We start from the raw sequence: 12,779 nt of genomic DNA on the forward strand, positions 1-12,779 counted from the left end.
GGCGGTTTTCCCAGGATTTGCATATCGCGCGGGCGGCCACCTCCCTAGAGTTCGCGGCATACCGCACCGTGGCCGCCCGATGATTGCCCCCGCCTCGTCCTCGCAGCACCTGCTTGCCCTGGCCATCGCCGCCGCACTGGCCGGCAACGCCTCGGCGGCCCTCGCCCAACACGCTGCCCCGATCATCGCCGACGGCACCCGGGAAGAAGCCGCTCCCGGTGAGTATCGCAGCACCGCAGATGGGGCCGCGGGCCATGTCCTGCATGCATTGAATGGCGGCAGCATCCGAGCCAGCGAACCGGTGACGGTGACGACAAGCGGCCAGAACACCGCAGCGGTGCGTGCCGAGAGAGACGGCAGCATGATCTTCAACGGCGGCAGCATCACCACGCACGGGGATTACGCCATCGGGCTGTCGATCCTGTCCGGTGGCCAGGTCGACCTGCTGCCCGATGCCGCCGGACAAGGCATGGTCTTTTCCACCAGCGGCTACCGTAGCCCCGCGGTGGAGGTGAACGGCGGTACGTTGCGGGTGCGCGACGCGATCATCGACACAACCGGCTACCAGTCCCATGGCATGGCCGCTTACTACAGCGGCCATATCGAGGGCGACGGGCTGACCATCACCACCCACGAAGCGGGGAGCGCCGGTGCGGTCGCTACCGCCGGCGGCACATTTACGCTGTCCAACGGTTCCATCGAAACCTTGGGGGGTGCGGCCCACGGCGTGATCGGCAGCAAGGCCATCACCCTGCGCGACACCGACATCCGGGTCGCGGGCCGCGCGTCGATCGCCGTCGACTTCCAGGGCGGCACGCTGTGGATCGAGAACGGCGCGATGCAGGCCGATCATCCGCAGAGCACCGCAGTGCGCCTGGCGGCCGGCAGCCAGGTGGACATCATCGGCACGCAGATGGGGGCCGGATTCATCGGGCTCAGCAACGGCGGCCGCAGCGGAGAGGCGCGTCTGGTCGATGTGGACATACGTATCTCCAGCGCAAACGGCGCCGGCATCTGGCTGAGCTCGGGTCCGCGCCTTTCGATGCTCGGCGGCAGCATCATCACCCTCGGCGACAACAGCAGGGGCGTCGACAATCTCGGCGGCGGGGTCACGCTGGAGGGCGTGCAGGTGAGCACGGTCGGCGCGTCGGCACATGGGCTCAACGCCGAATGGGACATCTTCTCCGGAGACCTGATGCTGGAGGCAGACCGGATCGCGGTGGACACCGGCGGTGACGGTGCCATCGGCGCCCTGTCCCATTCCGGCGGAACCGCCCACTTGCGCCGCAGCACGATTACCACGGCCGGTGCCAACAGTTACGGCGTGTTGAGTGGAGGCACGGGCGTGATGACGTTGCACGACACCCATGTCGGTACCGAAGGACTCGGCGCGGCGGCCGCTGTGGTCAATGCAAACGGCAGCCTGGACATCGACGGTGGGTCGCTGACCAGCGCGCGCGATGCCGCCCTGTGGGTGCGCGCCGCGCGCCACGTGGCCGCACACAATGGCGCCCGGCTGTTTGGCGGCAACGGCACGTTGATGAAGGTCGATGCGGCCTTCGCAGGTCCGCTGGATCTCAGCCTGGACCAGGACGTCTACGCCCAAGGCGACATCGTGATCACCCCGGACGACATCGGTGCGGGCGTCCCGGTGGTGGCCGATATCCACGTACACCTCAATGGGCGTTCGCATTGGCGGGGCGCCAGCGGCGTGGTCAACCAGGTCTCGCTGCGCGATGGCAGCCGCTGGACCCTGACCGGCGATGCCAGCGTGGGCCAGCTGGCGCTGCACGACAGCACCCTGGCCCTGTCCGCCGTGGGTGCAGGCAACTTCAACCGCCTCACCGTGGACGGCGATCTCGACACGCACAACGCGCTGTTGATCTTCAACGGCGCGTTGGCCGGCGATGACTCGCCCATCGATACCCTGCGCGTGCGCGGCGACACCCGTGGCACGGCGGCCATCCAGGTCAACAATGTGCATGGCCTTGGCGCACAGACCGTCGACGGCATCGCGTTGATCCAGGTCGAGGGTGCGTCCGATGCGACGTACGCGTTGCGCGGTCGCGCCGTGGCGGGCCAATACGACTACTTCCTGCACAAGGGCGGCGTGACCACGCCCGGCGACGGCGGCTGGTATCTGCGCGCGACGCTGCCGACCACACCGGACCCGTGCGACGCCGATCCCGATGGCCCCGGCTGCGTGACGCCGCCGGATCCCTGCGACAGCGATCCGACAGGCCCCGGCTGCATCGTCATCCCGCCGGACCCCTGCGAGGCCGATCCCGGCGGCCTCGGCTGTGTTGTTCCCCCGCCAGATCCGTGCGTGCTCAACCCCAGCGGCCCCGGCTGCGCACTGCCGCCCACGCCCTGCGAGGCGGGCAACACCGCCCCCTGCCACCGCCCGCGCCCGCCGCAGGTGCTGCGCCCGGAAGCCGGCGCCTACCTGGCCAACCAGGCCGCTGCCGTGTCGATGTTCCAGCACCGCCTGCATGACCGCGATGGTGCGTACGCCTCGAACGCGGCACGCGAGGCCAGTTGGCTGCGCGTGGGCAGCACCCAGCGCCGCCAAGCGGTCGACGGCCAGCTGGCGCTGAGCGCCCGCGCCACCACGGTGACCAGCGGCGTGGACCTGCTGCACTGGGGCGCGGGCGGCCAGGGCCGTGCGGGTGTGCTGCTGGGTACAGGACGGGCCGCCACCGATGTCCGCTCGCAGCGCAGCGGCTATGCCGCCACCGGCATCGTCAAGGGTACGGCGGTGGGCGTCTACGCCACCTGGATGCACCACCCCGGTGCCGGCGACGGCGCCTACCTTGATGGCGGCGTGCAGCACGGGCGCTACCGCAGCAGCGTGCAGGGCATCGCCCTGGCCAGGGAACGCCAACAGGCGCGCACGGATGCGGCCACGCTGGAAGCCGGCTACGCCTGGAAACGCCGCGTGCGCGATTCGGCCACGCTGCTGGTGCAGCCGCAGCTGCAGCTGACCTATACCGACTACCGTGCCGATGACCTTGTCGAACACAACGGCACGCAGGTGGCCCCGGGCGCCGGCGGCCGGGTGTCCTCGCGCCTGGGCCTGCGGATGACGGGCGATGTTCGCAGCGTGGATCACGTCGTACAGCCCTTCGTTTCGGCGCATTGGCTGCGCGCGTCAGGCAGCAACAGCATCTGGATGGACCACACCCGGATCGACGGTGCGGTGCCGAAAAACCGCTACGAGCTACGCGGTGGCGCGATGCTGCAGCTGGGCATGCGCTGGTCGGCGTGGGGCGATCTGGGCGTGCAACGCGGCGACGGTGCCTATCGCAGCGTTTCGGTGCAGATGGGCCTCCGGTCCACGTGGTAGCCGCGCCGGGCGCAACAGGGGCCGATGAGGGGGGGGGCGGGACGCGACAAGGTGTGTCGCAAATAGGCGCCAGCTAGCGTTAGCCGAATTTGCAATTAATTGCATATATCGCTCGTAGGCATCCCCCTACAGTCGCGGCCTCCTGCACTGATGGCCCTCCGATGACTTCTGCCGTTTCACGCGCCCCACAGCGCCTGCACCTGCTCGCTCTTGCCATTTCCGCGTCGCTGGCGTGCAGCGCCTCGGCCGCCTGGGCCCAGAGCGCCGGTCCGATCATCGCCGACGGCACCCAGCAAGTGGCCGCGCCGGGCGCCTATGCGACTACCGACGATGCGGCGGCCGGCTACGTCTTCCATGCGCTCAACGCTGGCAGTATCCGTGCCGACGGCCCGGTGACCATCAGCGCCACGGGCAGCAACACCGCCGGCCTGCGCGCCGAAAGCGACGGCACGGTGACGCTCACCGGCGGCACCCTCACCACCGGTGGCGATTACAGCGCCGGCCTGTCGATCGCCACTGGCGGCCGCATCGAACTGCTCAGCGACGCCACCGGCCAAGGCGTGACTCTCTCCACCGGCGGTGTACGCAGCCATGCCGCGCAAGTAGACGGCGGCACGTTGCTGCTGCGCGATGCGATGCTCGATACCAGCGGCCGTGTCGCCAACGGCATCGCCGCCAGCAACGGCGCGGTCGCCGAGGTAAGCGGCGGCAGCATCCATACCACCGGCGACCAGTCGCACGCGGTGTCGGCATCCAATGCCACCGTGACCCTGCGCGACACCGTCATCGGCACCACCAGCCACAACGCCCATGGCCTGTTCGCGGAGAACGGCGGACGCATCGACGGCGACGGACTTGCCATCACCACCTACGGCAACGGCAGTACCGGCGCGACGGTATACACCGGGGCCACGTTGACACTGTCCAACAGCACCATCGAGACCGGCGCCGACTTCGCAAAGGGCGTGACGGGCGGTGGCACGGTGACCCTGATCGACACCCATATCCGGGTCGCGGGCAACGCGTCCGGGGCAGTGGAACTGAGTAGCGGCACGCTGCGGATCGAAGGCGGCGTGCTGCAAGCCGACGACGAGCGCGGCAGCGGCGTGTTCCTGTGGAATGACAACCAGGTGGACATCATCGGTACGCAGATCGATGTAGGACACTATGGGCTGAACATCAACGGCCGCGGCAACGAGGTGCGCCTGACCGATGTCGATATCCACACCACCGACTACGTCGGCACCGGCATCTGGCTGCCCGGTGCCTCCTCGTTGAGCATGCGGGGCGGCAGCATCATCACCGAGACCGACCAGGGTGTGGCCATCGACAACCGCGCCGGTGCGGTGACCCTGGAGGGAGTGCGGGTGAGCACGGCGGGCGCGTCGGCGCATGGTCTGTATGCCTCGATGGATACGGGCGGCGCACGACCGACGTTCCAGGCCGAACGCGTCGATGTGCGTACCACCGGGTTTGGCGGTATCGGTGCCGTGGCGCGGCTGGGCGGCACCATCGGCCTGCGTGACAGCGTCATCGCCACTACCGGCGACAAAGGTTACGGCGTGCTGAGCGGTGGCGCCGGGGAGATGACCCTTTCCAATACGCACGTCAGCACTACCGGGCTGGACGCGGCGGCGGCGGTGGTCAATGCCAATGGCAGCCTGGACATCGATGGCGGCTCGCTGACCAGCGCGCAGGCCGCCACGTTCTGGGTGCGTGCGGCGCGCCATGTGGCGGCACGCAACGGCGCCCGGCTGATCGGCGGCAGCGGCACACTGATGCACGTGGATGCTGCGTTCGCCGGTCCCTTCGACGTCACCCTGGACCAGGATGTCTACGCACGGGGCGACATCGTGATCACCCCGGACGACATCGCCGCCGGCGTGCCGGTGGTGGCCGACATCCGCGTGAAACTCAACGGGCGCTCGCATTGGCAGGGCGCCAGCAGCGTGGTCAACCAGGTCTCCTTGTCCAACGACAGCCGCTGGACCCTCACGGGCGATTCCAGCGTGCGCCAGCTGGATCTGCGCGACAGCACCCTGGCCCTGTCCACCGCCGGCGCCACGCGCTTCAACCGGCTCACCGTGGAGGGCGATTTCATCGCAGACAACGCGCTGCTGGTCTTCAATGGCGCCTTGGGCGCTGATGATTCGCTGACCGACACACTGCACGTGCGCGGCGATACCCGCGGCACGGCCAGCGTCCAGGTCAACAACGTGCGCGGGCTCGGCGGGCAGACGGTCAACGGCATCCAGCTGATCCAGGTCGATGGCGCCTCCGATGCCGTGTACCGGTTGAACGGTCGCGCGGTGGCCGGGCAGTACGACTACTTCCTGCACAAGGGCGGGGTGAACACCCCCGGCGACGGCGGCTGGTACCTGCGCTCGGAACTGGCGCCGACGCCACCGGATCCGTGCGACGCCGATCCCGATGGCCCCGGTTGCGTGGCCCCGCCAGACCCGTGCGACAGCGACCCCACCGGCCCCGGCTGCGGGGTCGTCCCGCCGGACCCGTGCGCGACCGATCGCGACGGCCCGGGCTGTGTGCTGCCGCCGGATCCGTGCGAGGTGGACAACGAGGACAGCTGCGACCGCCCTCGCCCGCCGCAGATCCTGCGTCCCGAAGCCGGCGCCTATCTTGCCAATCAGGCCGCTGCCGTGTCGATGTTCCAGCACCGCCTGCATGACCGCGAGGGTGCGTATGCCCCGGGCGATGCGCGCGACGCCGGCTGGCTGCGGGTGACCAGCACCCAGACCCGGCAGGACATGGCCGGTCAGCTCGCGCTGAAGGGCCGCGCGTCCACCGTGATGAGCGGCCTGGACATGCTGCACTGGGGCGGTACCCGCCAGGGCCGCGCCGGCGTGCTGCTGGCTGCCGGCCAGGCCTCCACCGATGTCCGCTCGCACCTGAGCGGCTACAGCGCTACCGGCACCGTCAAGGGCGCGGCGCTGGGCATCTATGCCACCTGGATGCAGCGCCCGGACGTCGAGGAGGGTGCTTATCTCGACAGCTGGCTGCAACACGGCCGCTACCGCACCACCGTGCAGGGCATCGGCCTGGGCAAGGAACGCCAGGATGCACGCACGCACGCCGCATCGCTGGAGGCCGGCTACGCCTGGAAGCTTCGCCTGCGCGATTCGGCCATGCTGCTGGTGCAGCCGCAACTGCAGCTGACCTATGCCGACTACCGTGCCGAGCGCCTGGTTGAACACAATGGCACGCAGGTCGCGACGGGGGCGGCGGGCGGGCTGTCATCGCGGCTGGGCGTGCGGGTGATGGGCGATGTGCGCAATGAAGATCGGCGCGTGCAGCCATTCGTGTCCGCCCACTGGCTGCGCGACTCGAGCCGCAACAGCGTCTGGATGGACGACACCCGGATCGAGGGCGCCGTGCCGAAGAACCGCTACGAACTGCGCGGCGGCGCGATGTTGCAACTGGGCACGCGCTGGTCGGCATGGGCTGACCTGGGCCTGCAGCGCGGCGACAACGCCTACCGCAGCGTCTCGGCGCAGATGGGGCTCAAGGCCCGCTGGTAGCAGGCGGCCAACGGCGCGCCACATGCGCGCCGTTGGAAAATCCCCAGACCAGCAACTGGCTACTGCACCAGGCCGCATGCCGGTGCAGGGGTTGCAGCGGAAGCCCGGGCAGATCTGGATGCCGCCCCCGGCCGTGCGTGGCGGACCGACGGGACCGGGCTTTTCGACGACCGCCAAGGCGAAGGATCGGCCGCCGTCGGCGTGCTGCTGCAGCCAGGCCCGGTGGCCCGCCTGGCTCAGTCAAACGCACCGGCATCGGCCAGTGTCGCCAGCGCATCCACCACAAACCGCACCTTCGGCCGCAGGTGCCGGGTCTGCGGCCATAGGGCGTGGATCTCGACATGGTGCTGCATGCAATGGCCCAGCACCTGCTGCAATGCCCCCGCCTGCAGGTGACGTTTGACCAGGAAATGCGGCATCTGGCAGATGCCCAGGCCGGCGATGGCGGCCTCGATCACCGCATCGCCATCATTGAGCTGGTGGGTGCCGCTGGGGATGAAGCGCGCCTGCGCAGCGTCCTCGCCGATCCGCCACGCCACCGGCTGGCCATACCGATAGCCGACAATGCTGCGATGGGCATGCAGGGCGTCCACGGTGCCGGGCGTGCCGTGCCTGTCCAGGTAGTCCGGCGACGCACACGTGATCAGCTGCTGCGTGCCCAGCCGCCGCGCGACGAGGTGCTGGGCCTGGTCCAGCCCACCGAAGCGGATCAGCAGGTCGATCCCTTCCTCCACCGGGTCCACGAAGTGGTCGGTGAAGGTCAGGGTGAGCTGCAGTTCGGGGTGTTCGGCACAGATGCGCAGCAGCACCGGCAGGATCATCAGCCGCCCGAACGAGGACGGCATGTCGATGCGCAGGCGGCCCGCGGGCAGGTGCGAGGCCGAGCCCAGGCACGCCTCGGCCGAGGCAATGTCTTCCAGCGCGCTCGCGCAGGAGGCGAAATAGGCCTGGCCATCGGCGGTGAGCGAAATGCGCCGCGTGGTGCGATGGAACAGCCGCACGCCCAGCCGCTCTTCCAGCCGCGCGATCGCCTTGCCGACCGCCGAGCGCGAAATCCCCAGGGTCTCGGCCGCTTCGGTGAACGTCCCCGAGCGGGCGGTGGTGACGAAGGTGGCCAGCCCGTTCAACGATTCCACTGGCAGCATCGCCGCGCTCCATTGGGGACAAAATGTCCCCGTTGCCGGGAAATTTAAGGCCTTTATGTGCCTGCAGGTCAACCTTATCTTGAAGGGGTCGCGCCGTTGGCGCCCCCTTCCCCACGAGTTCCGATTTATGACCGCCCTGCTTTTCCAGCCCTATGACCTCGCCGGTACCCCCCTGCGCAACCGCATCGCCATGGCCCCGATGACCCGCGCCCGCAACCCCGGCAGCGTGGCCAACGCCCTCACCGCGGCGTACTACCGGCAACGCGCCAGTGCCGGGCTGATCATCAGCGAAGGCACCCCGGTGTCGGCGCAGGGCCAGGGCTACATCGACGTGCCGGGCATGTGGTCGGCCGAACAGGTGGACGGCTGGAAGCAGGTCACCACGGCCGTGCATGCCGAACGAGGCGTCATTTTCGCCCAGCTCTGGCACGTGGGCCGCATGTCGCACGCATCCTTGCAGCCCGACGGCGGACAGCCGGTCAGCGCGGGCACTCGTCCGGTGGCGAGCAACCCGAAGAGCAGCGCGTTCGTGTACCGCGAGGACGGTACCCGTGGGCAGGCCGATCCGACCCCGCCGCGTGCCCTGCGCACCGACGAGCTGCCCGGCATCGTCGACGACTTCGCGCGCGCGGCCGACAACGCCATCGCCGCCGGTTTCGACGGCATCGAACTTCATGCCGCCAACGGCTACCTGTTCGAACAGTTCCTCAACCCGGTCACCAATGACCGCACCGACGGCTACGGCGGCACGCTGCAGAACCGCGCGCGCCTGATCCTGGAGACCGTCGATGCGATGGCCGCGCGGATCGGGGCGCACCGGGTGGGCGTGCGACTGGCCCCGAACAACCTGCAGTTCGACATGCCCGAGTACGTCGGCAACGAAGCGGCGTACCTGTACCTGGCGCAGGCGCTGGGCACGCGCGGCCTGGCCTACGTGCACCTCAACGACAACCATGCACGCGGCGTGTCCGTCCTGAGCGACGCATTCCTGCACGCGTTCAAGCAACGCTACGGCGGCACCCTGATCCTGGCCGGCAGCCTCACCCGCGCGCGGGCGCTGCAGCTGGTGGACGACGGCGTCATCGACCTGGCCGCGTTCGGCCAGCCGTTCATCGCCAACCCGGACCTGGTGGCGCGGCTGGAAAACGACGTGGCGCTGGCGGTGCCGGATCGAGCCACGTATTACGGCGGCGGGGCGGAGGGATATACCGACTACCCGGTCGCCAGCTGATCCGGGGGAGCCGGCACGGGCCGGGGGAACGCCGTCGGTCGGCGTTGCCGGTTCGATTGCTGCGTGCAGCCACCCGTGGGGTGGCTCTACCCCTGGCAGGTCATCGCAACAGCAGGCCCCGCCACGGGTTGGGCACATCGCCCATCAGCGCCACCACGGCCTGGTCCAGCTGCCCGATGGCGGCCAGGCCAGCCACCGGGTGCGCGCGCAGGTGCGGCGGCAATGGCGGCGGCAACCGCCCGGCATCCAGCGCCAGCAGCTGGTCGGCCAGCGCGCGGAAGTCGGCGTCACTCAGTGCGTCAGACGCGGGCATGAGTAACCGTCATGCAGGCGCATAGCTGAAGCGGGTATCGATGCCCTCGAAGCCGATGACGCGATCGATCAACGCGGTGGCGGCATCCTCGCCCACACCACCGGCCTGGATCGCAGGATCGGCATACAGCGCCTCCAGCGCCTGCACCTGCGTGGCGTGCAGATAGGCGCGATGCGAGTCCAGCCAGCGCTGCAGGTTGTCGGCGATATCGCCTTCTTCCAGCAGGCTGCCATCGAGGTCGGCTACCGCATCGGCCATCATCCGGAAGATGAAATCCTGGAGGTTGGATGCCAGCAGGTCCACGCGGTCATCGTCGTGCCAGAGCAGCACCACGCGCGGCTCGCCCGGTGCACCCGGATCGTGCCAGAAGCAGTAGTAGTCGCCCGCGCCGGTGCTGCCGAAGGGCAACAGCTGCAGGCCCTCGCGCAGGCGCACGTGGCTGTCTGCATCGGTGAACTGTTCGGCGTGGCCCACGATATCGGCCGGCGCGATCAGTTCGAACTCGCGCGCATACAACAGCAACGGCGGGCGCGCACGCAGGGTCGGATACACGCTGGTGATCCAGCCGTGGCAGAACGTGCCCCAGTCCAGCATGCGGTCGCGATGCAGCTGGTGGTACAGCGCGGGAAACGCCTGCCCGAGCTGCTGTTGGATGTCGGCGGGCGTCTGTACGGTCATTGTCACGGTGCATCCGGTGGGGCGGGCAAGCGTGCCATCGGCAGCGTCACCTCGGCAACCGCCACGCACATCACGCCGTCGCCCGCACCATATCCACGAATGCGCGCAGCGCAGAAGACATCTGCCGCTGGCGCGGGTAATACAGCACGAAGCCGGGGAAGGGTTCGGCCCAGTCTTCCAGCACCGCCACCAGGCGTCCGTCATCAAGATACGGGCGCGCCGAATCCTCCAGCACGTACGCCAGGCCAAGGCCGTCGATCACCGCCTGCAGGATGGTGTGCTGGTCGCCCAACGTGAGCCGGCCCGGCACGTCCACCTCCAACTCCTGGCCATCGCGCTCGAACTGCCACTTGTAGAGGTGACCGCTGGCGAAGCGGAAGCGCACGCACTCGTGCTGGGCCAGCTCGCGCGGATGACGCGGTGCCGGCCGGCGTTGCAGGTAGGACGGCGACCCCACGATCAGACCGCGCAGCGGCGGCCCCAGCGGCACGGCCACCATGTCTTCGGGCACGGACTCGTGCAGGCGCACGCCGGCATCGAAGCCGCTGGCGACGATATCCACCAGACCGTCGTCCTGGGCCAGCTCGATGCGCACGTCCGGGTGCGCCTGCAGGAAGCGCGCCAGGCGTGGGCCCAACTGGGTCTGCACGGCGGCGCGGGTGGCATTGATGCGCAGCAGGCCGGCCGGCGCCGCGCGGAAGTGGTTCATCTCTTCCAACGCGTCGTGCACCTGCTCCAGCGCCGGCTGCAGGCGCTCGAGCAGGCGCTGGCCGGCCTCGGTCAGGGCCACGCTGCGGGTAGTACGGTGGAACAGGCCCACCCCGAGCCGCTCTTCCAGCGCGCGGATCGCATAGCTCACCGCCGAGGTCGACAGCGCCAGCTCGGCACCGGCGCGGCGGAAGTTGCGGTGGCGGGCCACGGCGGCGAACGCGGCCAGGTGGGTCAGGTTGTCAGTGGCCACGATTGTGCAGTCTGCCTTGATGAATCATGCCGATATATTGACTGTATACGCACAGGGTGCGGGCGTATTGTAAAGCGCCTTTCTACAAAACCTGCCAAGGATTCCCTATGTCCCTCGCCCACGGTTATGCCGTCCACGACCAGACCGCACCGCTGGTACCGTTCTCCTTCGAGCGCCGCCCGGTCGCTGCCGGCGATGTCCGCATCCAGATCCTGTACAGCGGCATCTGCCACTCCGACCTGCACCAGGCCCGCGACGACTGGGGCAATTCCAAGTTCCCGATGGTGCCCGGCCACGAGATCATCGGCCGGGTGACCGAGGTCGGCGCCGGCGTCACCGACTTCAAGGTCGGCGATTTCGCCGGCGTCGGCTGCATGGTCGATTCCTGCCGCCATTGCGCGGCCTGCGATGAAGACCTGGAGCAGTACTGCGAGAAGGGGGCCAGTTACACCTACAACAGCACCGAGCGCGACGGCCAGCCGACCTTCGGCGGTTACTCCGACCACATCGTGGTGGAGCAGCGCTTCGTGGTGAAGGTGTCCGAGAAGCTGGACCTGAAGGCCGCCGCGCCGCTGCTGTGCGCCGGCATCACCACCTACTCGCCGCTGCGCCACTGGAAGGTGGGCCCCGGCCAGAAGGTCGGCATCATCGGTCTGGGTGGCCTGGGCCACATGGGCGTGAAGTTCGCCAAGGCGATGGGCGCCACCGTGGTGATGATCACCACCACCCCGGAGAAGGGTGCCGATGCCAAGCGCCTGGGTGCCGATGAGGTGCTGGTCTCGCGCGATCCGGCGCAGATGCAGGCGCACGCCGGCAGTTTCGATTTCCTGCTCAACACCATTCCGGTCAGCCACGACACCAACCCGTACATGGGCCTGCTCAAGCGCGATGCGACGATGTGCCTGGTCGGCGTGTTGACCGAGCTGGATCCGCCGCTGATGGGCGCTGCGATGATGTTCGGTCGCAAGCACATCACCGGTTCGGCGATTGGTGGCATGGCCGAAACGCAGGAGATGATGGACTTCTGTGCCGAGCACAACATCGTCAGCGACGTGGAAGTGATCGACATCAAGACCGTCAACGAGGCCTGGGAGCGCATGGCGAAGAACGACGTGCGCTACCGCTTCGTGATCGACATGGCCACGCTGGAAAAGGCGGCCTGATTCTTCCGCACTTGCATGAAGAAAACCCCGGCAATGCCGGGGTTTTTTTCTTCTCCCAATGCCGGGGAGCGTCATGTTCCAAGGGCTGCAGCAAGATGGGGAACGGCTACATGCACCGTGGCTGGATAGTCCGGCACCGTGTGGATCCGAGCGGCGTCTTCGATCGGGTCTGTCGCGCGCGTGAGGGCCCCGTCGCGGCCGGTAGGCCCCTCGCGTAGTGTCCCCCGGCCGCGGAGCGGCCTCCTCCTTGATTTTGCCCAGGGGCCTACCGCCCGCGACGGGGCTCGGCTTGCGGTGCGCAGGCGGAAGCCAGGCTTTTCTGGTGCGGGTCGGTGGGTCGGGCGCTGGGCGCCCATGCCCTTGGAGGCGAAATAAAGGGGGAGGTGGCGGCCGCAGGCCGACGCCG

At 68.8% G+C, this 12,779-nt stretch carries 8 protein-coding genes; 4 read left to right on the top strand and 4 right to left on the bottom strand.

Annotated elements, in window-relative coordinates; genetic code table 11:
- The first annotated feature begins 79 nt into the window (after window positions 1-79).
- Window positions 80-3,346 carry an autotransporter outer membrane beta-barrel domain-containing protein gene (locus NR101_RS13970; RefSeq protein ID WP_256777334.1) on the top strand — a complete coding sequence of 1,089 codons (3,267 nt, stop codon included), beginning with the start codon at window positions 80-82 and terminating at the stop codon, window positions 3,344-3,346.
- A 161-nt stretch (window positions 3,347-3,507) separates the two neighbouring features.
- Complete coding sequence (locus NR101_RS13975; RefSeq protein ID WP_256777335.1) at window positions 3,508-6,882, top strand: autotransporter outer membrane beta-barrel domain-containing protein; 3,375 nt, start codon at window positions 3,508-3,510, stop codon at window positions 6,880-6,882.
- 236 nt (window positions 6,883-7,118) lie between these two features.
- Here NR101_RS13975 and NR101_RS13980 read toward each other — a convergent pair whose 3' ends face one another.
- Window positions 7,119-8,027, bottom strand: coding sequence for a LysR family transcriptional regulator (locus NR101_RS13980; protein WP_256777336.1), 909 nt, complete (start codon window positions 8,025-8,027; stop codon window positions 7,119-7,121).
- Window positions 8,028-8,154: 127 nt separating this feature from the next.
- Here NR101_RS13980 and NR101_RS13985 point away from each other — a divergent pair, with 127 nt between their 5' ends.
- Window positions 8,155-9,258: an alkene reductase gene (locus NR101_RS13985; protein ID WP_256777337.1), complete on the top strand. Its 1,104-nt coding sequence runs from the start codon at window positions 8,155-8,157 to the stop codon at window positions 9,256-9,258.
- A gap of 100 nt (window positions 9,259-9,358) precedes the next feature.
- Here NR101_RS13985 and NR101_RS13990 read toward each other — a convergent pair whose 3' ends face one another.
- From NR101_RS13990 to NR101_RS14000, 3 genes are all read right to left on the bottom strand, one after another.
- Window positions 9,359-9,571: a hypothetical protein gene (locus NR101_RS13990; protein WP_256777338.1), complete on the bottom strand. Its 213-nt coding sequence runs from the start codon at window positions 9,569-9,571 to the stop codon at window positions 9,359-9,361.
- 9 nt (window positions 9,572-9,580) lie between these two features.
- Window positions 9,581-10,249, bottom strand: coding sequence for an SMI1/KNR4 family protein (locus tag NR101_RS13995; RefSeq protein ID WP_256777341.1), 669 nt, complete (start codon window positions 10,247-10,249; stop codon window positions 9,581-9,583).
- A 70-nt stretch (window positions 10,250-10,319) separates the two neighbouring features.
- Entirely contained in the window at window positions 10,320-11,210 is an 891-nt protein-coding gene (locus NR101_RS14000; protein WP_256777339.1) for a LysR family transcriptional regulator, read from the bottom strand.
- Between the two features lie 107 nt (window positions 11,211-11,317).
- Between NR101_RS14000 and NR101_RS14005 the strand changes: the two genes are divergently transcribed.
- Window positions 11,318-12,373, top strand: coding sequence for an NAD(P)-dependent alcohol dehydrogenase (locus NR101_RS14005; RefSeq protein WP_256777340.1), 1,056 nt, complete (start codon window positions 11,318-11,320; stop codon window positions 12,371-12,373).
- Window positions 12,374-12,779 lie beyond the last annotated feature (406 nt).

It is taken from the genome of Stenotrophomonas sp. Ste86, assembly GCF_024519465.1.
In the GTDB taxonomy this organism is placed as follows: Bacteria; Pseudomonadota; Gammaproteobacteria; order Xanthomonadales; family Xanthomonadaceae; genus Stenotrophomonas.